This is a genomic window from Labilithrix luteola, assembly GCF_001263205.1.
Lineage (GTDB): Bacteria > Myxococcota_A > Polyangia > Polyangiales > Polyangiaceae > Labilithrix > Labilithrix luteola.
The window spans coordinates 6,721,021-6,742,701 of the sequence record NZ_CP012333.1 but is presented as its reverse complement, the minus strand read 5'-3'; the positions used below and the strand labels follow the sequence as shown (position 1 = coordinate 6,742,701).

Annotated in this window: 18 protein-coding genes and 1 pseudogene; 10 read left to right on the top strand and 9 right to left on the bottom strand. The window is 66.6% G+C overall.

Annotated features, from left to right (window positions below; genetic code table 11):
* Positions 1-49 precede the first annotated feature (49 nt).
* Positions 50-1,411 (top strand): C1 family peptidase, encoded by a 1,362-nt coding sequence (locus AKJ09_RS29285; protein ID WP_146651160.1) that lies wholly within the window; start codon positions 50-52, stop codon positions 1,409-1,411.
* 57 nt (positions 1,412-1,468) lie between these two features.
* Here AKJ09_RS29285 and AKJ09_RS29280 read toward each other — a convergent pair whose 3' ends face one another.
* Complete coding sequence (locus AKJ09_RS29280) at positions 1,469-2,290, bottom strand: MlaE family ABC transporter permease (protein WP_240488625.1); 822 nt, start codon at positions 2,288-2,290, stop codon at positions 1,469-1,471.
* A 70-nt stretch (positions 2,291-2,360) separates the two neighbouring features.
* On the bottom strand, positions 2,361-3,707 hold the full coding sequence (gene alr, locus AKJ09_RS29275) for an alanine racemase (RefSeq protein WP_146651159.1): 1,347 nt from the start codon (positions 3,705-3,707) through the stop codon (positions 2,361-2,363).
* A gap of 190 nt (positions 3,708-3,897) precedes the next feature.
* Between alr and AKJ09_RS29270 the strand changes: the two genes are divergently transcribed.
* The 3 genes from AKJ09_RS29270 to AKJ09_RS29260 are packed head-to-tail and all read left to right on the top strand — an operon-like array spanning position 3,898 to position 6,498.
* Positions 3,898-4,530: an RNA polymerase sigma factor gene (locus AKJ09_RS29270; RefSeq protein WP_146651158.1), complete on the top strand. Its 633-nt coding sequence runs from the start codon at positions 3,898-3,900 to the stop codon at positions 4,528-4,530.
* Positions 4,514-5,344 carry a tetratricopeptide repeat protein gene (locus AKJ09_RS29265; RefSeq protein WP_146651157.1) on the top strand — a complete coding sequence of 277 codons (831 nt, stop codon included), beginning with the start codon at positions 4,514-4,516 and terminating at the stop codon, positions 5,342-5,344. Before AKJ09_RS29270 ends, AKJ09_RS29265 begins: the two co-directional genes overlap by 17 nt.
* 47 nt (positions 5,345-5,391) lie before the next feature.
* Positions 5,392-6,498 carry a hypothetical protein gene (locus AKJ09_RS29260; RefSeq protein WP_146651156.1) on the top strand — a complete coding sequence of 369 codons (1,107 nt, stop codon included), beginning with the start codon at positions 5,392-5,394 and terminating at the stop codon, positions 6,496-6,498.
* 6 nt (positions 6,499-6,504) lie between these two features.
* Here the strand turns inward: AKJ09_RS29260 and AKJ09_RS29255 are convergent, their stop codons facing one another.
* The 4 genes and pseudogenes from AKJ09_RS29255 to AKJ09_RS55960 form a co-directional block, all read right to left on the bottom strand.
* A complete protein-coding gene (locus tag AKJ09_RS29255; protein WP_146651155.1) occupies positions 6,505-8,385 on the bottom strand; it encodes an ABC transporter ATP-binding protein in 1,881 nt (626 codons plus the stop codon).
* Positions 8,382-10,235, bottom strand: coding sequence for an ABC transporter ATP-binding protein (locus tag AKJ09_RS29250; protein ID WP_240488624.1), 1,854 nt, complete (start codon positions 10,233-10,235; stop codon positions 8,382-8,384). The genes AKJ09_RS29255 and AKJ09_RS29250 overlap by 4 nt, the downstream gene beginning before the upstream one ends.
* A 215-nt stretch (positions 10,236-10,450) precedes the next feature.
* Positions 10,451-11,071 (bottom strand): MFS transporter, encoded by a 621-nt coding sequence (locus tag AKJ09_RS29245; RefSeq protein WP_338035054.1) that lies wholly within the window; start codon positions 11,069-11,071, stop codon positions 10,451-10,453.
* Positions 11,066-11,551 (bottom strand): annotated as a pseudogene (locus AKJ09_RS55960) (MFS transporter); the annotation flags it as partial. The pseudogene AKJ09_RS55960 and the gene AKJ09_RS29245, both read right to left, overlap by 6 nt.
* A gap of 453 nt (positions 11,552-12,004) precedes the next feature.
* On the opposite strand from AKJ09_RS55960, the gene AKJ09_RS29235 reads away from it, so the two are divergent.
* Both AKJ09_RS29235 and AKJ09_RS29230 read left to right on the top strand, forming a co-directional pair.
* Entirely contained in the window at positions 12,005-12,811 is an 807-nt protein-coding gene (locus tag AKJ09_RS29235; RefSeq protein ID WP_146651152.1) for a ferritin-like domain-containing protein, read from the top strand.
* A 62-nt stretch (positions 12,812-12,873) separates the two neighbouring features.
* A complete protein-coding gene (locus AKJ09_RS29230; RefSeq protein ID WP_146651151.1) occupies positions 12,874-13,257 on the top strand; it encodes a VOC family protein in 384 nt (127 codons plus the stop codon).
* Positions 13,258-13,261: 4 nt separating this feature from the next.
* Here the strand turns inward: AKJ09_RS29230 and AKJ09_RS29225 are convergent, their stop codons facing one another.
* Positions 13,262-14,191 (bottom strand): LysR family transcriptional regulator, encoded by a 930-nt coding sequence (locus AKJ09_RS29225; RefSeq protein ID WP_146651150.1) that lies wholly within the window; start codon positions 14,189-14,191, stop codon positions 13,262-13,264.
* Between the two features lie 98 nt (positions 14,192-14,289).
* Here AKJ09_RS29225 and AKJ09_RS29220 point away from each other — a divergent pair, with 98 nt between their 5' ends.
* Both AKJ09_RS29220 and AKJ09_RS29215 read left to right on the top strand, forming a co-directional pair.
* Complete coding sequence (locus AKJ09_RS29220) at positions 14,290-15,153, top strand: NmrA/HSCARG family protein (protein ID WP_146651149.1); 864 nt, start codon at positions 14,290-14,292, stop codon at positions 15,151-15,153.
* The gene (locus AKJ09_RS29215) at positions 15,150-16,070 is read left to right on the top strand and encodes an SDR family oxidoreductase (protein ID WP_205633829.1); all 921 of its coding nucleotides are present in this window, start codon (positions 15,150-15,152) and stop codon (positions 16,068-16,070) included. The genes AKJ09_RS29220 and AKJ09_RS29215 overlap by 4 nt, the downstream gene beginning before the upstream one ends.
* Before the next feature lie 9 nt (positions 16,071-16,079).
* Here the strand turns inward: AKJ09_RS29215 and AKJ09_RS29210 are convergent, their stop codons facing one another.
* Positions 16,080-17,618 carry a class I SAM-dependent methyltransferase gene (locus tag AKJ09_RS29210; RefSeq protein ID WP_146651148.1) on the bottom strand — a complete coding sequence of 513 codons (1,539 nt, stop codon included), beginning with the start codon at positions 17,616-17,618 and terminating at the stop codon, positions 16,080-16,082.
* Positions 17,619-17,915: 297 nt separating this feature from the next.
* Between AKJ09_RS29210 and AKJ09_RS29205 the strand changes: the two genes are divergently transcribed.
* Entirely contained in the window at positions 17,916-19,976 is a 2,061-nt protein-coding gene (locus AKJ09_RS29205; RefSeq protein WP_146651147.1) for a sodium-translocating pyrophosphatase, read from the top strand.
* An 88-nt stretch (positions 19,977-20,064) separates the two neighbouring features.
* On the opposite strand, the gene AKJ09_RS29200 is transcribed toward AKJ09_RS29205, so the two are convergent.
* Positions 20,065-20,502: an alcohol dehydrogenase catalytic domain-containing protein gene (locus AKJ09_RS29200; RefSeq protein WP_146651146.1), complete on the bottom strand. Its 438-nt coding sequence runs from the start codon at positions 20,500-20,502 to the stop codon at positions 20,065-20,067.
* A 276-nt stretch (positions 20,503-20,778) separates the two neighbouring features.
* Between AKJ09_RS29200 and AKJ09_RS29195 the strand changes: the two genes are divergently transcribed.
* Positions 20,779-21,681 (top strand): helix-turn-helix domain-containing protein, encoded by a 903-nt coding sequence (locus AKJ09_RS29195; RefSeq protein WP_205633828.1) that lies wholly within the window; start codon positions 20,779-20,781, stop codon positions 21,679-21,681.

The window sequence follows — 21,681 nt, the reverse complement described above, 5'->3', positions numbered from 1 at the left end:
ACAAGCAAGGCGCGTCAGTCACAACGGAGCACCTGTTCCGGAGGAATTCATGGCTAACGCGAGTTCGATGGTTCTCAAGCGCCCCGATGGAAGCCACCGCGCACTCGGTGGATATCGCTTCGCAGCGGCCCCCAGTGGCGCCAAGTCGTTCGACCCGTCGAGCGCGCAGGTGAGCAAGCTTCCGGCCCAGGTCGATCTTCGTCCGAAGCTCACGCCGGTCGAAGATCAGGGCCAGACCAGCTCTTGCGCTGCCAACGCCGCGGCGGGCGCCTACGAGTACCTGATGAAGCGCCACATCGGCGACGAGGCGTACGACGTGAGCCGTCTCTTCATCTACTACAACGCACGCGAGCTCGAAGGCGGCCCGATCGAGGACGGCGGCTCGGTGCTCCACCAGATCGTCGAAGGCCTCAAGCAATACGGTGCGCCGTCCGAGGAAACCTGGCCGTTCGATCCCGGCATCGTCAACGACAAGCCGAGCGTCGACGCGTACCGGGAGGCGAGCGGCTTCTCCATCGAAGGAGCGGAGCTCGTGCCCGTCGAGCTCGATGCATGGAAGACGAGTCTCGCGGCGGGCTATCCGATCATTTTCGGCATGGCCCTCTTCGAATCGTTCGACAAGCAGAAGAAGGCTGGCCTCGTGCCGATGCCCACGCCGAACGAAGTGGGTCGCGCGTCGCACGGTGGACACGCGATGCTCTGCGTCGGCTACTCGGACAAAGACGAAGTCTTCGTCGTCCGCAACTCGTGGGGCCCGAAATGGGGCGACAAGGGATACTGCTACATCCCGTATCGCTACCTCATGAACACCGACTACAACTACGGCGATTCGTGGATCATCCGGAACGTCGAGATGCTGCCCGCGGATGAGAGCACCTGGAGCGACGGTAGTGAGTCGATGCTCGAAGACGTCACGACCGCTCTCGGGAACATGGATGACGAGACGTACTCCGCGCTCGTCGACGCGGCAGGTGAACATCACATCGAGACGCGTCTTGCCGCGCTGTTCCTCGCCTGCGCGGGCGCCGACGGAAGCCTGACGGAAGAAGAGGTCGGTCGGATCGGCGAGTATCTCGGACCGGTGCTGCAGCAGCTCGGCGGTCACCAAGACGCCGAGGGGATCCTCGAGAACGCCGGACAGCTCGCGGGCGACGAAGCGCTCCTGTCGGAGACGGTCCAGATCTTCGGCCAGTATTTCCCAGCGGAAACGCTCGCCAGCATCGCCAATCAGCTGCAGGACGCAGCTGGCGCGGACGGACTCGACGAGAACGAAGCTTCGATGCTCGATGCCGTGATCGCCCAGTGGCAAGTCGGTACCGATGAGGTCGCAGACGACGACGACGACGACGCCTCGGAGGAAGATCTCGACGAGGAAGGCCTCGAAGACCAAGAAGCCGACGCCGGCTATTGAGTCGACGAGCAGGCGCGCGGCAGATGTCGAGCCGCGCGCTTCCCGCGTTCGGGCGACTCAGATGTCCGTCATGACGGTGGTGGCGACGTAGTCCGCGGCGAAGATGGCGACGATGCTCGACACGACGGCCTTCGCCGTGGCCTCACCTACGCCGCGTGCACCGCCCGAGGCGAAGAAGCCCTTCTTGCAGCAGATGGTGCTCACGATGACGCCGAAGAGGGCGCTCTTGATGAGCAGCATGCGGACGTCTTCGAACTTCACGAACGTCTCGACGCGATCGAAGAAGACGCCCGGGTCGATCGCTTGCCAGAGGACGGCAACGACCCACGAACCGAACATGCCCGCGATGCTGAAGGCGAGCGAGAGCATGGGGAGTGTGATGGTCGTGGCGAGGATGCGCGGCACGACCAGGTACTGAATCGGGCTCACGCCCATCGTCGTGATGGCGTCGATCTGCTCGGTGACACGCATGTTGCCGAGCTCGCTCGCCATCGTGCTGCCGGCGCGCGCGGTGACGACGACCGCCGCGAGGACCGGTGCGAGCTCACGCGCGAGAGCGAGTGCGACGACGCCACCGACCATGCCCTCCGCGGAGAACTGACGGAAGCCGACGATCGTGCTGACCGTGAAGGCCATGCCGGTGAACATCCCGACCAGGCCCGCGATGAAGAGCGAGCCCGCGCCGATGAACTCGATCGCCAGCAAGAGTTGCGAAACACGAAGCGGCGGCCGAACGAGCCACACGACGGCGCGGAAGAACAGGAGCACCGTGGCCCCGACGTCGTCGAACAGGTCGAGAACGGGATCGACGACGTGGTCGACGATCGCGAGGATGCCTCGCGTCTTCGGTGCTTCAGCGTCGCCGGCCGTCTCCGCCACGCGCGGAGTCTACTCCGGTTTTCGAGCGGAGGGCGGGCTTCCGCGCACGTGGGCGCACCTGCGGTTCGGCTCAGGGCTCGCGGTAGAAGCGCGGAACGCGGCGCGAGATGGAGGTGAGGATCTCCCACGGGATCGTTCCCGCGTGACCGGCAACCTCTTCGGCCGAGATCGTGTCCTTGCCGAGCGCGCCTTCCTGAGTACCGAGCACGACGACTTCGTCGCGAAGGCCGATGGCGGGCACGTCGGTGACGTCGAGCATCGACATGTCCATCGAGACCGCGCCCACGATGGGCGCACGCCGGCCGCGCACGAGCATGTGACCGCGGTTCGAGAGATGGCGCGATAGGCCGTCGGCATAACCAACGGGCACCGTGGCGATGACGCTTTTGCGCGTGGCGCGGAAGAGCGCGCCGTATCCGACGCTCTCGCCCGGCTCGATCGTGCGTAGGTCGACGACCTCGGTGCGGACGCGCATCGTGGGACGAAGCTCGGTGCTGAGACCGGCCGGAGCGACGCCGAAGACCGCGAGGCCCGGGCGGACAGCATCGAGGATTCCCTGCCCTCGCAGCATCGCGGCGCTGTTGGCAGCGTGCCGAACGCGGGGCGTGATGCCGACGCTCGCGAGTCGGGCGGTGGCCTCTTCGAAGCGCGCGAGCTGGTCGGCCGTAAAGCCGCCGAGATCGGTCGCACCATCGTTGCCGACCTCGGCGCACGCGAGGTGGGTCATGAGGCCGGTGATCTTCACGTCGGGATGGGCGAGCGCGGAGGCCGCGAAGCGCTCCAGATCGGCCATGCGCACGCCGAGACGCGCCATGCCCGTGTCGACCTTCAGGTGAGCTTCGACCGGACGCCCCGTCGAACGCGCCGCGCGGGAGAGACCCTCGAGATGGGAGATGTCGTAGACGACCGGGATGAGGCCGCGCGCCGAGATCTCCTCGTAAGCGCCGCCGTAGTAGCCGCCCATCACCAGAATCGGCGAAGAAACGCCGGCGTCGCGAAGCTCGACAGCTTCCTCGAGGAGGGCCACGCAGAAGCCCTGAGCGCCGGCTCGTTCGAGCGTACGCGCGGTCGCCGGGGCGCCGTGGCCATAGCCGTCCGCCTTGAGAACCGGCCAAACCTGAGCCGTACCGGCGTGCCGAGCCACGACCCGGAGGTTGTGGCGGAGCGCAGCGAGGTTCACCTCCGCACGGGTCGGGCGAACAGCGTCCGCGGGGGCCGCCCGACGAGGCTTGAGGACGCGGACGCTGTCGGCCGCATCGGTCTGGCGGCGGCTCGGGGTCGAGGGCGGCGCCTCGGGCAAGCGGCCGCTCGAAAGGTCCGAGTCCTCGTTGCCGTTCGAGCGCGCGTCGGAGGCGCCCAACGAGCCGCCCGAGCCCGAAAGACCGTGATTCCCGTGATGCGATGCCCTTGCGTCCATGTGATTCCTCGAGGGAACGCCCGAGAGCTTCGGAGCTATTCACCCCATCGCACGACGGCGTCAAGAACGGAAGAAAGCTGCGCCGCAGGGCTCGGGGCGAGCGACGAGCGCCGGGATGCGAGCCACACCCACATCTTTTTCGGGCTGGCCGATCCGTTTCGCCCGCTGACGCTACGGGAAGGATCTACGGATGCTGGCATTGGTCGATCCTCGATCCTTGCAGGCCTCCCCCGACCCACTGTCGGAGGAGATCCGTGCCGCGCTGGGCGGAGACACCTCTGCCACGCGACGGCTCTGCGTGGAGCTCGGCCCCATCGTCCTTCGAACGTTGAGGAGGGTCCTCGGCGCCTCCCATCCTGACCTCGAAGACCTCCTCCAGGACACCCTCATCGGCGTGCTGGACGGCCTCCGAACCTTCAAAGGAGAGAGCTCGGTCAGGCACTATGCCCGACGCGTGGCGACGCTCCGCGCGCTCGAGACGATCCGCAACACACGAACCCAGCACCGCAAATTGGAAGAGTTGGGCTTCGAGAAAGCCGTTCCTGACGACACCTCCAATCCACGGCTGGCCTTCGTCACCAAACGGCGCGAACAGCTTCTGCACGAACTCCTGTCTTCCTTGTCCCCGGCTCATGCCGAAACGCTCGTGCTCCAGGCCGTGCTCGGACACTCCGTCGCCGAAACGGCGGAGATCGTAGGCGTGCCGGTCAACACGGTGCGTGGACGTCTGCAGACCGCCAAGCAGACCCTACGCGAGAAGATCCTGGAAACACCCGAGCTCTCCGAGCTCTTGGAATTCGATGACCATGACCACTCACGATGACGACAGCGGAACGCCGCGCGACGACGTCGCGGACCGCGTTCTCGCGCGGCTCGTGGCAACGCTGCCGGCCGACGAAGCGCGCCCCGGCGACTCGGCGCTCGTCGCGCGGAACCTCGACGCGGTTCTCGCGAAGAGCTCGCTCGGTCAGCCGTCGAACGTCGTTTCGATGGCGAGCCGCAAGTGGGCTCCCCTCGCCGTCGCCGCCTCGCTCGCGGTTGCCGCTGCCGCGATGGCGTTCACGCATCGGCAAAGCACGCTCGAAGGTCCGGCCGACAAGGGACCGCCCGTCGTCGCAACGACGCCCGCCCCCACGCCGCCTTCGCCGGCGGTTCCGTCGCCGAAGCCGACGGAAGAGACCGTGCCCACCCTCGATGTCTCGTCGTTGCCGTCGGCGGCCATCGCCGCTCCGAGCGCGAGTCCGCGAAAGGCCACGACCGAGGAACGCAGCGCCGCCACCCTCTTCACCCTCGCCAACGACGCGCGACGGGCACGGGACGTCGCCACCGCCCGCTCGCTGTACCGTGAGCTACAGGCGAAGTATCCGCGGTCTCCCGAGGCTGTCACCTCGTACGTGACGCTCGGTCGGTTGGAGCTCGACAGCGCGCGCGCGAACGAGGCCCTGCTGCAGTTCGACCGGTACCTCGGAACCGGCGCCGTGGAGCTTCGCGAAGACGCCATGGCCGGGCGCGCCAGTGCGCTCGAGAACCTGGGTAGAAACGCGGACGAAAAGGCGGCCTGGCAAGCTCTTCTGGCCGCCTACCCGAGCTCGCTGTTCGCTCCCCACGCCAAACAACGTCTCTCGCGCCTTCCCTGAGTCGCTCGCGTTCGCCCGAAACGCCAGAGATCGGTAGGCTGCGTCACGTGCGACGCTGGCTGGTCCGGATCACGACCGTGTGCGCCGCGCTCGTCGTGAGCCGACGAGCGGCGGCCGACGAGCCACCCGCCGTCCATCCGCTCGCTCACGTGGTCGTCGCGGGGACCGACGAGGAAGTGTCGCTCGCACGCGCCAGCGTAGCCGAGCAGCTCGATCGTCTCGGCGTTCGTGCCGAGACGGAGCGCAAAGCGGCAGTGCGGGCCGAGGAGGTCGTGTCGGTGCCCGCTGCCGACGACACGATGATTGCCCGCGCGTGGATCGACTTCGGTTCGGCGGGGGAGACCATCCTGTACGTGGCGGACCGCGAAGGATCGCGCCTTCTCGTCCGCCGCTTTCCGAGCAAAGGGCGCTCCGAAATTGCACGCGAAGCCGCGATGGCAGCGCTCCAGACCGCCGTGGACGCGCTCCTCCACGGAGGCCAGATCGGCGTCACGCGCGAGGAAGCGCGCACCGAGCTCGGCCTGCCCCCGGAGCCTCCTCCTCCGCCGCCTCCCGCGCCGGTGGCTCCGCCCGTCGGCAGCAAGAAGGCCCCTTCTTCCCCTGCGGCAAAGCCCCGGACGACACTCGGGCTCGGCCTGGCTTACGAGATCGGCGGCTACGCCGACGAATCGCTCGAACATGGCCCCGTCGTCTCGCTGTCGCTCGCGAGGCCGATTGCAGGACGTCCCTCCGCGCTGACGCTGACGGGCCAGTATCGTCTCCCCATCACCAGCACCATCGACCCCGTCACGCTCCGCGTCGAGTCAGGGGCCTTCCGGCTCTTGGCCTCGACCGAGCTCGTGCGCGCGTGGCCGTTCGACGTGCGCGCGTCCATCGGCGGCGGCATCGACGTGGTGCGCGCAGATCCCGGCCTCGTTCACATCGTCGACGCCACGCTCGTTCCGATCACGCGCATCGAAGGTGTCGGACGCGCCGCGGTCACCGCGCGCGCTCCCCTCGCCGTCTTTCCCAACTCGGCGCTGGAGCTTTCGCTCGCCGTCGACGTTGCCCCGTGGACACGCCCGTTCGCCATTGCGCGCGGGAGCGAGCAAACCACGCTCTTGTCGCCGTGGACGGTGAGGCCGCTGCTCATGCTGGGCATCACCGTGCCCTGAGCTCGCTCACGCGTCCGCGAGGGCCTGTTCCTGTTTTTCCTGCGCTTCGACGGCGAACTGCAGGCGGTAGAGGCGGGCGTAGACGCCGTCTTTCGCGAGCAGCTCTTCGTGCGAGCCGGTCTCCACTACGCGACCACGATGGAAGACGACGATCCGATCCACCGCGCGAATGGTGGAGAGGCGATGCGCGATGACCAGCGCCGTGCGGCCCGCCATGACCGCCTCGAGCGCTGCCTGGAGGCGCGCCTCGGTGTCGGAGTCGATGCTCGCGGTGGCCTCGTCGAGAATGAGCACCGGCGCATCCTTGTAGAGTGCACGAGCAAATGCGATGAGCTGGCGCTCGCCCGCGCTGAAGTTCGCACCGCGTTCGTCGACGCGAGCTTCGAGCCCGCCCGGGCGCCGCAGGAAGAGGTCGAGCGCGCCGACCTTGGCGAGCGCTTGTTCGACGCGGAGCAGATCCGGCTCGTCGGCGCTCATCGCCACGTTCGAGGCGACGGTGCCGGCGAAGAGGAACACGTCTTGCGGAACCACCGAGAAGAGCTCGCGGAGCTCACGCCGATCGTAGGAGTCGACGTCTTTGCCGAGCACACGGACCGAGCCCGATTCGTGCTCGTAGAGGCGCAACAAGAGGCTCGTCACCGTGGTCTTGCCGGCGCCGGTCGCGCCAACGAGCGCGATCTTCTCGCCTGCGTTCACGTGGAACGAGACGTCACGCAGGACGGGCTTGCCCGCCTTGTACGAGAACGTGACGTCTTCGAGTGCCACCGCTTCGTTCGGGCCGCCGGTGGACAGCGCCTTCGAGCGCGGGCCGGGCACCTTCTCGAGCTCGCCCTCGTCGAGGAGCTTGAAGATGCGCTCCGCACCGCTCATCGCGCTCTGCAGGATCGTGTAGCGCTGCGCGAGCAAACTGACGGGCTCGAAGAACTGCTTGATGTACTGCGTGAAGGTGACGACGAGCGGGAACGCGATCGCGGCGTTGTCGATCCGCTTGAACCCCGCCCACCAGAGGACGCTCGCGATGCACACGATGCCGACCATTTCGATCGCGGCGTCGAGCACGGCTTCGTAGAAGATCGACTGCTTGTTGGCGTCTCGGTATTCGACGTTGATGCTGTCGAACTCGGAGGCCATCTCGTCTTCACGCGCGTAGGCCTGCACGACGCTCATGCCGGCGACCTGCTCGTTGAGGAACGCGTTGAGACGCGCGGTCTTCACGCGGATGTCGCGATAGGCCTGGCGCGCGCGGGAGCGCACGAACCACACGATCGCGCCGACGACCGGCAGCGCCGCGAACGCGATGAGCGACATGCGCGCATCGAGCACGACCATCATGATGACGATGCCGATGAGCGCCACGAGATCGCCGATGGCGTTCAGAACGCCGGAGGCGAAGAGCTCGTTGACGGCATCGACGTCGTTCGTGGCGCGCGTGACGAGACGACCGACCGGCGTGCGGTCGTAGTAGCGGAGCGCGAGCCGCTGCATGAAGTCGAAGAGGTGCGCGCGCAGGTCGGCCATGGCGCGCGCGCCGGCGATCTGCATCGCGTACATCTGCACGAACGAGAGCGCCTGCGTGCCGACGACGACCGCCGAGAGGATCACGCCGTATTTGAGGAGGCCGCTCGGCTCCCCCTTCTCGGCGTTGGCCACCAGGCTGCCCATCACGAGCGGGCGCACGAGGTTCAGCGCCGCGACGAACAGAATCAGGCCCGTCGAGATGGCGAGATACTTCCCGTGCGGTCTGAGGAACGGCCAGAGCCGGCGAAGCAGCTGTGTGTCGTAGGCCGCGCCGAGCTTGTCTTCCTCGTGGAAGTCGCGCAGCGTGCCGCCGGCGCGCCCCTTCGGCGGCGCCTTCGCCGTGCTGGCTTTGACGGGTTGAGCGCTCATTGCGCAACCTCGATTGCTTCGGCGTCGATCTCTTCGAGCTCGCTCTTGGCCGACTGCTCCTCGGCGAACGAGGCATAGAGGCCTTCGCGCGCGACGAGCTCGTCGTGTGTGCCCTCGGCAACGACCTTGCCCGCGTCGAGTACGACGATGCGGTCGCAACGAGACGCCGCCGCCACGCGGTGGGTCACGAGCACCACGGTGCGCTTCGCGGCCTGACGCTCGATGGCGTCGAGGATGGCCGCTTCCGTCTTGGCGTCGACCGCGGACAGCGGGTCGTCGAGAACGAGAACCACGGGCTCACGCACGAGCGCTCGCGCCAGAGCGATGCGCTGCTTCTGTCCACCGGAGAGCTGCACGCCTCGCTCGCCGACGACCGTGTCGAACTGTTCGGGGAGCCCCAGCGCCTCTTCGAGCACCTGCGCTTCGCGCGAGGCGTCGCGGATGCGGTTCATGGCTTCGTCGCTCTCGCACTCCGAGAGGCAGAAACCGATGTTGCGAGCGACGGTCGTGGAGAAGAGGAAGGCATCTTGCTGGGCGTAGCCGATCGATTCGCGCACCGTCGAGAGCGGCAGATCGCAGACGTCCATGCCGTCGACGAAGACCGTGCCCTTGGGCGTGGGCAGGAGGCGCGCGAGGAGCATCGCGATGGTCGACTTGCCCGAACCGGTGCGCCCCACGATGGCGATCGAGTGGCCAGCGGGGACGCGGAACGAAACGTCGTCGAGGACCGTGTGAGGCTCCCCCTTGCCGTCTTTGCCCCTGGAGCGCTCGTACGTGAACGAGAGACCACGAACCTCGATCTCGCCCTTCACCGCGGAAGGCGCCGCGAGGGGACCATCGACGACCTCCGGGATTGCGTCGAAGACCTCCTTGAGGCGGATGTAGCCGGCGCGACCGCGCTGCACGATCGAGATGGAGAAGCCGAGAGCGACCATCGGCCACGTCATGCGGCCGTAGGCGAGCCAGAACGCGAAGAAGTCGCCCTTGGTGATGCCGCCCTCGGCAGGACCGCGGAGAAGGAGGCTTGCGCCGTACCAGAAGAACGCGAGGATGCCGACCGAGCTGATCGCGCCGACCAGCGGAAGCATGAGGCCGCGCAGACGCGCAAGGCCGAGGCTCGCCTCGAGATAGGCGAGATTGGCGTCGTCGAAGCGACGTCGCTCACGGCGTTCGAGCGCGAAGCTCCGGACGACGCGCACGCCGGCAAGGTTCGTCTGCAGGACGTCGGACAGCTTGCCGAGCGTCTCCTGGTTCGACCGCGTCTTCGCGAACATCTGACGCGAGAAGATGCGCGTCATGAAGATCATGAGCGGCAGCATCACGAACGACACCGCCGTGAGCTTCACGCTGATGCGCACCATGACCTGGAACGCACTCGCGAAGGCGAACACCACGTTCGCGACGTTGAGGATGCCGAAGCCGAGAAGCAGGCGGACTTGCTGCAAGTCGCCCGTCGACCGGCTCATGATCTCGCCGGACGACATGGTCCGGTAGAAGGCGGTCCCGAGACGGTGGAGCTTGTGCAGCAAGAGAGCGCGGAGCTCGTACTCGGCGTCTCGCCCGGCGTTGAAGATGTACCAGCGGCTCGACACGCGCGTGATGAACGCAACGATGGCGAGGGCGAACATGAAGAGCGCCGGCCGCGTCACCTGCTCTGGCGAGGCGCCGAAGACGTCGTCGATCGCAGCCTTCGACAACCAGTCGATACGGTTGAGCGAAAGCTGGAAGATCGCGAGCATCGCCGTGCCCGCGATGTATCGCGGGAGGTGACGACGGAACTGGCCCCCCAACGAGATGGGGAACGAGCTCGGATCGAGGGTGCTCGGAGTCGGGAGAGGCGTGGTGGACACGTGCGTGCGACCGCTACATAGCAGAGCGGGCGACGCGATTGGATGCTCGGGGACCGCGAGCTGTCGCGGAACTCGACGCGGCGGTGAGTAGAATCGCAGTCGAAACGCTGCCGCCTGCGAATTTCCCTACGTCTTTGGGCCCGCGAGGAAACGCACGAGGTCGAGCCGAGCCGTGGATCGTTCGGCCCGCACGTAGCTTCGTCCATCGATCGTCGTCAGCCGGTCACGCCACCGACATCGCCCTCGAGCTGAAGCGCCGGACTGCGCGCCTCGCGAACGCCGACGAACACACTGAGAGCGGAAAGAAAGAGACCGCCGAAGAGAACGTTGAAGCCCGCCGCGTAGTCGCCATGGGAGAGCGTGACCACGTAGCCGATGACGATGTTCGTCAGAAAGCCACCAATCTGGCCGCCCATGTTGATGAAGCCCGCCCCCGAGCCCATGAGGCGCGTGGGCAGCAGCACCATCGGCATCGCCCAGATTGCGCCGACCGACATGAAGAGGAGGAAACCGGCGACGCACTGCAGCAACATGAACGGCCCAACGCTTCCCACGCGCGTGAAGCCGAAGAGCGCGAGCCCGCCGAGGACCTGGCACGCGAGAACGAGCACCTTGCGCTGACCGCGAAACCATTTGTCCGAAACCCAGCCGGACACCATGCAGCCGACTGCACCGAACGCGAACGGCAGCGAGGCGGCCAAGGCCATGCCTTTCAGATCGAGGCCCTTCACCTCCATCAGATAGGTGGGGAGCCAGTTGAGCCAGCCGTACATCGTGATGTTGCCGGCGAGGGCCGTGACGAACAGCGCCCACACCACGGCCAGCGCGAACGTCATCACACCGAGGCCGCCGAGCACGTAGAACGCAACGCGCCAGCCCCAGCTGCCGAGGACGGGACGGAGGAGAATCGGCGTGAGCGACGGACCGATCGCCACCGAGGAGAGCACGAGCGCGTTCGCTGTCGCGCGATTGCGCCGCGTGAAAAACTGCCCGATGACCTTCCACACCGCGGCCGGAAAGAGTCCCTCACCAACACCGAAGAGGAAGCGCACCACGAGCAGCACACCGAACGACGTGGCCACGCCGGTCAGTCCCGTGAAAATGCTCCACCACCCGAGCGCAAACGCGATGACGGCGCGCGGACCGACGCGATCCGACAGAACGCCGCCGGGGATCTAGAAGAGCGCATAGCCCGCGAAGAACGCGCTTAGAATCCAGCCCATCTTGTCGGGGCCGAAGCCGAGATCTTTCGACATGAACGGCAGCGCCATGTTGATCGCCATCCTGTCGAGCCACGCGACGAGATAGCAAACCATGAGCACTGCACCGATCTTGGTGCTGGACTTCATCGGCGGCCCACTACCAAGTGACGTGCCATCGTCGCGTCATCGGATTTCCCCTAGGGCGGCGCGAACAGACCTCCGCGCTGCGTCGCGCGTGACGCGGCCGACGTCGATTTCAGCTGCGTCGCCTCCATCACGCACCGACGGCGCCGCTGGCCTTGCGGACGCTTCGCTGCGGTCGCGCTTGTCTGGCAATTCCCTGCTGTCGGCAACCTCGCGCGCCAAAGTGGCAGCGCTCGCCCCCGCTCGTGCCAAACCTGGTCGCCGTCGTCGGGGTGGGAGCGGTGGTTCCGTAGCTCTGTGCTCAATCGAAGCTGGCAAGCGCGATGGCCAGCGTGACAGCGCGATCATACTGACCGAGCTTCGAACGACGTCGCGCCTCCGCATAGAGCCGCATGGCGTGTCGATTGCTTGATTTTTCGGGCGATGGTCTCCCTTCGACTCCGCGTCATCCTTCGCGAGGTGGTCGATACCTCGCGCGAAGCCGGCATCGTTTTCGCCGGCTCGGGTCGCGCAAACGTCGGGCCAACGGACATGGTCGAGGTGAGTGGGGTGAGGCGGGAGGAGAGCGCCTGCGTCGGTCGACGCCCCGACGGCTTCTCGGTGACGCCCATGGCCAGCGCGCCTTCGGTCGGCGCTTGGTTCGCCAACGCCGCTCAGCTCGAGGCCGCGTCGGTGCATGCCTTTCGGATTCTCCACGACGAACTGCTCGCCCACGGCGCGCCGGAGAGACTCGCCGTCGCCGCGGAGCGCGCCGCGCGGGACGAGATTCGCCACGCTGCGATGATGCGTCGATTGGCACGACGTTACGGAGCCTCGAACGTTCCGGAGGTCGACGTGCAAGCGAAGCCCGATCGTTCGCTCGACGCCATCGCGCTGGAAAACGCCGTCGAAGGTTGTGTGCGCGAAACGTACGGCGCCGTCGAAGCCGCGCTCCAGGGCGAACGCGCGACCGACCCGCTCGTGGCCCGCATCATGCGCGCCATCGCGCACGACGAAGCCAAGCACGCCGAGCTCGCGTGGGACGTCGCGGCCTGGGCGCGCAATGGGCTCGACGTCGAGACGCGCACGGCCATCGACGTCGCCATGCACGGCGCCGTCAGCGATCTCCTTCGTGAGCTCCGCCGCGACACCGATCCTTCGCTGGCGCGACTTGCTGGCCTGCCCTCCAAGCGCGTCGCCATGCACGCGGCCTCGGCCCTTCAAGCCAAGCTCTGGGCTCGCGCCTCCTGAGGTGGTGAACTGCGAGCGACGCCCCTCGCTCGCGTGATTAGCTTCGCGGCCAGGAGGTCACGATGCTGCAGCAGTCCCCGATGTACGCCTATTTGCCGGCGAAAGACGTGGCGCGAGCGCGTGAGTTCTACGAGAAGAAGCTCGGCTTCGTACCGCAACGAACCGAAGAGGAGAACGGCGGCGTCGTCTACGAGTTCGCCAACGGCACCGGTTGCTTCCTCTACCCCACACCCAACGCCGGAACGTCGCGCGCGAGCCAGGCCTTCTGGCAAGTCGACAACATCGAACGCGAGGTCGCCGAGCTGAAAGAGCGCGGCGTCCAGTTCGAGCACTACGACATGCCTGGGGTCGAACCGGGTCGAGACATCGCGATCGGTGGCGGTGCGAAGGCGGCCTGGTTCAAGGACACCGAGGGCAACACCCTCGCGATCATCCAGAGCATGTGATTCGTCATCCGCGGCGACGAAGCGCTTCGTCGGTGCGCTCGAAGAAGCGGACGTCGGCGAAGCGCCGAGACAAGAAGTCGACGAAGAGCCTCACCTTGCGCGGAACGAATCGCTGGTTCGGGTAAACCACGCACATCGGACTCTCGCTCGATCCCCACTTCGGGAGTACGGCCACGAGCCGCCCGGTCTCGACCTCGGCGAGGCACGCGCCGAAGGGTAGATAGCCGATGCCGGAGCCGGCCAATGCCTGGTGGCGAACCGCGGCGATCGAGTTCGTGCGAATGCGTCGCTTGAGTGAGACGCGAGCCGGCTTCGCGGGGCCGACGAGATCGAGCGTGGAGTCCTGATCCATGCGCGCGCTGAAGCGAATCACGCGATGCTCCGACAAGTCGCTCGGCTGGCGCGGCGTACCGTGCTCGGCGAGGTATCTCGGCGTGGCGACGAAGCGATACGACGTGGTGCCGAGCTTCTTGGCTTTGAGCGTGGAGTCGCGCAGCGGACTCATGCGGAGCGCCACGTCGACGCCCTCGGCCACGAGGTCGACCACGTCGCCACGGAGCATGAAGTCGACGTCGAGCTCCGGGTGCGCAATCGCGAACTCCGCGACGATGTCGCCGACGAGTCCCGCTCCAGCATCGACGCCCGCGGTGATACGCAGCGTTCCGGTCAACGCCTCGGTCGAACTACGCACGGTCTCCGAAGCAGCCTCGAGCTCCACGAGGAGGCGCTCGGTGACCTCGAAGTAGCGCTGACCGGCTTCGGTGAGCGTGACCTTGCGCGTAGTGCGCTTGAAGAGATCGGTGGCGAGCTCGTCTTCGAGCAGACGGATGCGCGTGCTCACGGTGGACTTCGGCATCCCGAGCTTGCGCGCGGCTTCGGTGAAGGTCTTCGAGCGCGCGAGTTCGACGAAGATACGAACGTTGTCGACGAGCATCGGTGCTGATTGTTCAATCAACTGAACGATCTTTCCAGAATGTTCCGTCTGGTTGGTACGCGAGGCCGAATCTACGTTCCGAGCCGAGGGAAACCACCATGGCCAACGAAGGAACGATTCTGGTCACCGGCGCCACCGGCAAGCAGGGCGGCGCCACGGCTCGACACTTGCTCGAACGAGGCTTTCGCGTGCGTGCGCGCACACGCAATCCCGAGGGCGAAGCGGCTCAGCAGCTGAAGCAAAAGGGCGCCGAGCTCGTCGCGGGCGACTTCGACGACGCCGCATCTCTCGAACGAGCGCTGGACGGCGCCTGGGGAGCCTTCGCAGTGCAGCCGCTCGAGCGAGGGCCCGCCGTCGAGATCGTGAACGGCGAGCGCTTCGGTCGCATGGCTCGACAGAAGGGAGTCACGCATCTGGTCTACAGCTCCGTGGGATCCGCGCATCGCAACACCGGCATTCCGCACTTCGAGAGCAAGTGGACGACCGAACAGACCCTGCGCGGCCTCGGCTTTCCGCGCCTGACGATCCTCCGCCCGGTCTACTTCATGGAGAACCTTCTCTCGCCCTGGACGCTCCGTGGGGACCAGCTCGTCTCGTGGATTTCTCCCGATCGCGAGCTGCAAATGATCGCCGTCGATGACATCGGCAAGTTTGGAGCACTGGCCTTCGCGCGCTCGGAGCAGCTCGCCGGCGCGGCCATCGACATCGCCGGTGACTCGGTGACGATGACGCAAGCGGCATCGATCCTGAGCAGCGCGCGTGGACGGCCGGTCACGCTCGTGCGGCAGTCGATCGACGAGATCCGCAAGACGAGCGAAGACCTTGCATCGATGGCCGAATGGTTCGAGCGCGTTGGCTACGACGCCGACATGCCTGCGCTGAAACGCACCTACGACGTGCCGCTCCTTACCCTCGCCGACTGGGCGCGCACGGCGTTCGGCGGAGAAGGAGTGGCCGCGTGAGCACCGAGACGATCTTGGTCACGGGCGCCGGGGGCCACCTCGGACGGCTCGTCGTCGAAGAGCTGCTCGCCCTTCGCGACCAAGCAACGAAGCTCGTGGCCGGAACGAGAAACGTCGGTGAGCTCGCCCGTCTCGAAGCGCGCGGCGTGGAGGTCCGCCGGGTCGACTTCGACGACGCCGCGAGCCTCGACGCGGCATTCGCCGGAGTGTCGCGCCTCCTCCTCGTCTCGACGAACGTGTTCGGTCCACCTCGCCAGCGCCAGCACACGATGGCCATCGACGCGGCCAAGCGAGCGCGCGTCGAGCACGTGACGTACACGTCGATGCCGAACCCTGATGCCGGATCGCTCGTCCCGTTCGCGCCCGATCATCGTTCGACCGAGGAAGCACTGGAACGAAGCGGGCTCGCCTACACGGCCCTCCGAAACGCCTGGTATACGGACAACCTCCTCCAATCGCTGCCCGGCGTGCTGGCCTTCGGCAAGTGGTTCGGCTCGGCGGGAAACGGGCGCGTCGCCAACGTCACTCGGGCCGATTGTGCCCGCGTGGCGGCTCGTGTGCTGACCGCGAACGACGTGCCCGAGAAGCGCTACGACGTGACCGGCGGCGAAGCACTCACGACGCAACAGATCGCCGACATCGCGAGCGCGATCTTCGAGACGACCATCGACGTCGTCGACCTCTCGGACGACGCGTACACAAAGCTGCTGGGCGAGCGCGGGCTTCCTCCGCCGGTCGTTGGGCTCATCGTCGGCTCCGACGCCAACACGCGCATCGGGAAGTTCGACGTCATCAGCGATACGGTCGAACGTTGGACTGGACGCACGCCCGAATCGTTGCGCTCGTTCCTCGTGGCAAACGCGGCTTCGATCCGCGCAGCGGCGACCGCTATGCGTCTACGAGCTTCGAGCGGCTGACGCGCGAGGTCATTCGGCGGGCGCGAGGATCCCGAGCTCGAGCAGCTTCGTGAGCTGGTGACGACGGACGTGCGTGACGGCCTCGCCGATCGCACGACGCTGCTCGTCACGGTCCTCGACGAGGCGTTCGCCGACGCGAAGCCGAAGGACACGACCGCCGACGAAGCTCCGGATCCATTCCTCGCGGTCGGCCTCGCCCACCTCGGTGATGACGCGGATGGCGAGCGCCTCGAGCGGCGTGATGGGAAACGCGGTCCCGCAGGGAACCGAGGCCATGATCACGGGCATGTTCGTCGAGAGACGGCGGAGCATCATCTGGTTGTACGGCAGCGGCACTGCGAAGCGTCCGGCTTCGTTCGGCGGCGAGGCCCTCGTCGCGCGAACCATCGGAAGCACTTGGTCGGTCGCAGCGAGCCGAAGGAGCGCGTCTCTCGAGTCGGCGGGAGAGAAGCCTGCGAGTGCCGGGTTCCGTACGAGCGAAGCGAGCGTCGACGCGTCACTCGAAACGACGTCGAACACAGCCTGGTAGATCGGCGCTTCGAGCGATGCGGTGCGATGCGGAAGCTTGACGGTCCGCCCCTCGGGAAGCGAATGAGCCGTCGTTCCCCACGACGTCGCTTCGAAGTATGCCTCCGTTGCTGCCGCGGACCGAACCGCATCGCCACGGACGAACACGTCGCGTCGAAAGAACTCGTTGATGGCGAAGTCCTTGAGGCTCTCGAACGAGATCCGATCGGTGATCGAGGCGAGGCTCTTCTCGAGAGTGGCCGGCAGAGCAAGCTCGCGAAAGGCCTGGTGCGCGGGCTGCGAGCCCACGTATGCGAGGCCGCTCGCGGCCATCTCCCAAGCAACGCGTGCAAAATACATAGGCACCCAGTGTTCGTGCAGGTACTCGTGCACGACGTACGGCAGCCCGGCCTTCGTCATCGTCTCGAGCATCTCCACGGCCGATGGGTTCTTCGCGAAGTACTCCGCCTTCGCATCGAGCATCGACTGCGCGAATGCGAGACCGCTGCGTGCGCGATCCAAGCTCGAACCTCCCGCCCCCGAAGGAAAGAGGAGCAGCTGGCGGAGCGGCTCGACCGCGGCCCAGCCCGGCATCGCGTTGTAGCTGACGAAGAGTAGGCCGCCTGGCTTCAGCTTGCGGTGCGCGAACTCGATCAACGCCTTTCGCTTGTCGGCGCTCACCCAGCTGAGCACGCCGTGCGCGACGACGTAGTCGAACTCGCCAATGTCGTCGTCGAGGAGCGCCTCGAAGTCTCGCTCGAGAAAGCCTACGTTCTCTAGCGCCCCGTCGCGCGCGAGCTTCTTCGCAGAGGCCACGTGCGCGGCCGAGAGATCGATGCCGAGAAAGCGACCTTCGGGGTTCGCGGCCGCAAGAGCCGCGAGCGTGTCGCCGTGCGCGCAACCGAGCTCGCAGTAGTCGAAGTCCTCCGCCGGAGGGGGAGCGACTCCCTCGAGTGCAGCGATCAATCGAAGCCGCGCCGGGGCGAGGTCGGCGATGAAATGCCGAACGTAGGGAACGTCGTCGACGTACTCCGTGCTCACGGATCGGTCATAGCCTCCCCTCCCGGCTCACGTCTCAGCTTGGTCGCTCCCCCGCTCGAGTTCGTCGCCGGAGCATCCACAGATGGTGAGCTCGACCGCACCGCAACAAAGCTCGACCACAAATTTTATAGATGAGCTTAACCTCACTTTTCCTCGTCAGAGACGGGTGTTCCGTGCGGTCGAGCTCCGTGTTCCTTCAGCGTTACTAGTTTTTTGCTTGATGCCGCGATGCGTCCTTGCGATGGGACCCCCGCTAATTCGGGGGGATCAGCAGGGATCAGCAGGGAACGTTAACCCGTGAATGCATTGTCGTATCAGTCGATAGGGACCGGCGCCGTTGCGCTGATTGTGGCGCGCGCATTCTATGTGCGTGTCAAAAAGGCCCCTGAGGGCAACGAGACCATGGCGCGCATCGCGCGCTACGTCCGCGAAGGAGCCATGGCGTTCCTCGCGCGGGAGTACAAGGTGCTCGCCGTATATGCGGCGGTCGTCTTCGCGCTCCTCACGGCGACGCTTGGTCTTCTTGCGGGCGGGGCTTTCTTCGCGGGGGCGTTCCTCTCGCTCATCGCCGGCTTCTTCGGAATGAAGGCGGCGACGTACGCGAACGTCCGCACCGCAGAGGCTGCGCGCGCGCACGGCAAGCCGACCGCGCTCGTCACGGCTCTCGACGGCGGCGCCGTCATGGGGCTCTGCGTGGCGGGTCTCGGCCTCCTCGGACTCGGCGTGATCTACGCACTGTTCCGCGACCACGAGAACCTCGCCACGATCGTCCACTCGTTCGCGGTGGGTGCGAGCTCGATTGCGCTCTTCGCGCGTATCGGCGGCGGCATCTACACGAAGGCAGCGGACGTCGGCGCGGACATCGTCGGCAAGGTCGAAGCGAACATCCCGGAAGACGATCCGCGTAACCCGGGCGTCATCGCCGACAACGTCGGTGACAACGTCGGTGACATCGCGGGCATGGGCGCGGACATCTACGAGAGCTATGTCGCAGCGGTCGTCGCGGCGATCGCGCTCGGCCTCACGCTCCCCATCGAGTCGCTCCAGCAGCTCGCGCCGTCCATCACGGACGAGAAGACGCTGCGCTCCATGGCGGTCTCGCTGCCGCTCCTCCTCGCGACCATCGGCCTCGCTGTCTCGGTCGTCGGCATCTTCATCACGCGGATGCTGAAGAACCTCCCGCCGGCGCGCGTTCTTCGCCTGGCGCTCATTCTCCCGCCGTTCCTCGTCGTCATCGCGGCGGCAGGCGTGCTTCCCTCCGCCGGCTTCAGCATGGCGGCGGTCATCACCCTCGCGGCTGGCGCTGCGGGCGGCGCCATCGTCGGCCTCATCACGGACTACTACACGTCGATGGGCCCGATTCACAAGGTCGCGGAGAGCTCGCTCACGGGCCCCGGCACCAACGTCATTCGCGGTATCGCGGTCGGTCTCGAGAGCGTTGCCATCCCGCTCGCCACGCTCTGCGCGGTGGGTTGGGTGTCGAACCAGCAGCTCGGCCTCTACGGCATCGCGCTCGCCGCGGTCGGCATGCTCGCCGGCACGGCCATCGTCATGACCGTCGACGCGTACGGCCCGATCGCCGACAACGGCGGTGGCATCTCGGAGATGGCGGGCCTCGGTAAGGAAGTCCGCGCCATCACCGACGAGCTCGACGCCGTCGGCAACACGACCGCCGCGGTCGGCAAGGGCTTCGCGATCGGCTCGGCGGTGCTCACCGTCGTCGCCCTCTTCGCCGCCTTCAACATGGAAGTGAACGCGGTTCGGCGCGCGCACGGCGGCAAGGAGCTCGTCCTCTACCTGACCGACGCGAAGGTGCTCATGGGCATCCTCTTCGGCTCGATGCTCCCCTGCCTCGTCGGCGCGCTCACGATGACCGCGGTCGGCCGTGCGGCCGGCGCGATCGTCGAAGAGATTCGTCGTCAGTTCCGCGAGATCCCCGGCCTCCTCGAAGGCAAGCCGGGCGTCGAACCGCAGCCCAAGGTGATCGTCGACATCGCGACGTCGGCCGCCATCCGCGAGATGATCGCGCCGGGCGCGATCGCCATCCTCGCTCCGGTCATCATCGGCTTCGCGGCCGGTCCGGAGGTCCTCGCGGGCGTGCTCGCGGGTGCACTCGCCGTCGGCGCCGTTCTCTCGCTCGTCATGGCCAACGGCGGTGGCGCATGGGACAACGCGAAGAAGCACATCGAGAAGGGCGGCCTCGAAGGTCACGCGAAGGGTTCGGACGCGCACAAGGCCGCGGTCGTCGGCGACACGGTCGGCGATCCCTTCAAGGACACGTCGGGCCCTGGCATCGCCATCCTCATCAAGGTCATGGCGGTCGTCTCGCTGCTCATCGCCCCGCTCATCGCGAACTGACGCTCACGCGTCTCGATCACGCCGGACGTCGCCGAAGCATGGCGAGTCCGGCGTTGATCATTTCTGCGCCTCGCTTTGCGCCCAGCGTTCACGACGCAGCCTCGTCAAGCCATTCCAGACGCAAGCGATGGATGGCGAGAATGCGCTCGTCGGACAGGTCGTGGAGGTCAGCTGGGATCTTCATGAGGTTCCGGTCGGCATCGGCGACGCGAAGAACGCACGAGCTACGGTCCGTGTTGGTGCGCGAACAGCGAACCGTTGCGGGAAGAACGACGCGGTCCCCCTTCGAGAGTCCCGTGACGGCGCTGCCGGTAGTCACGATCTCGCCGACGACGTCGTCGGCAATGCCCGCCACGAGCAGGCTGAGGAACCGCTGGATGAAGCGAGCCGACGTCCCCCGAGCCGTAGGCGAGTCCACACGGATGAGAACTTCCGTAGGACCGATTCCGGGAAGCGCCTCGCTCCGCCCATCGTGCATGCGCGGGAGACTCGCGAGATCAGCGATGCGGAGTTGGATGGATTTCATGCCTGCAGCGGAGTGCAGCAGGCGTGCCCGTCACGCGTCGCTCGTGAAGACCGGTGAATAGCGGCTGATTCTCGGTAGCTCGCGCGTGCGGCATCACACCCGGGAAGATCGACGCGGTCGATGGCGCCGCCGTCGGGATCGAAGCCGCTCCCCCATGCGTGAAACGTGGGCCAACCTGTCCGATCGGAACCAGCTCCACCTCGACCGTAGGCGTCGCCGGGAAGGTCCACAAGGGCACCTGGCAATCGAACGCCGAGGATGGGACAGTGAAGTTCGGTGACAAGAGATCCCCATCCTGCGCTTCGACCGTTCGTGCAGCGAGTTTGGGTGACGGGTGCGCCCGACGCGCCCGTGCCTCGCGCGGCCACGCGTGAACGCGTGCTGCCAACCGGGTCGATGCACGTCGTCATTCGGTTCGATCGCGCTCCGCTCGTGCTCTTCGACGATGCGTCGGGTGCGCGCCCTCGTCGGCTCGGTCACGGCGTGGTCGGCGGCGCTCGCTCGAGCTACTACGTGAAGAGCGTCGTCGAGACCTCGGGGTCGGTAGGCGCGCAGCTCGTTCCAGGCGCCGCCGCGATGCTGTTCGGTAGCCCGGCGAGCGAGCTGGCCGAGACACACACGTCACTCGACGAACTCTTCGGCGCCGACGTCTCGCGCACCACAGACGACCTTGCGGAGGCACGGACCGCCGAGCGCAAACTCGAGCTCTTCGAACAGCTGCTCCTTTCTCGAATCGCCAAGCGAACGCGAAAGCAGGTCGCAACGAGCACCGTGCATCCGGCGGTCGCCGAAGCTCTCGCGATGTTCGACGCAGGAGCCTCGATCGCCAGCGCCGTCGAGCGAAGCGGTTACAGCCATCGGACGTTCCTCACGCTCTTTCGAACGGCGGTGGGGCTGACGCCGAAGGTCTACTGTCGCATCCAACGTTTCCAGCAAGTGCTCGAGCGCGTGGTCGACCGTGAAGCGGCGCTCGTCGATGTCGCGTTCGATGCGGGTTACGCCGATCAGGCACACCTGACACGCGAGTTTCGTGCGTTCGCGGGCATCACGCCGGTCGAGTACCGCATGCTCGCCCCCGCATCGACGAACCATGTCCCGATCCTCTCATCGACGCGAGGCGAGACCGAGAGTCGCTTCAAATTCCTTCAAGACGACGCCGACGTGATGGCGGCACACTGA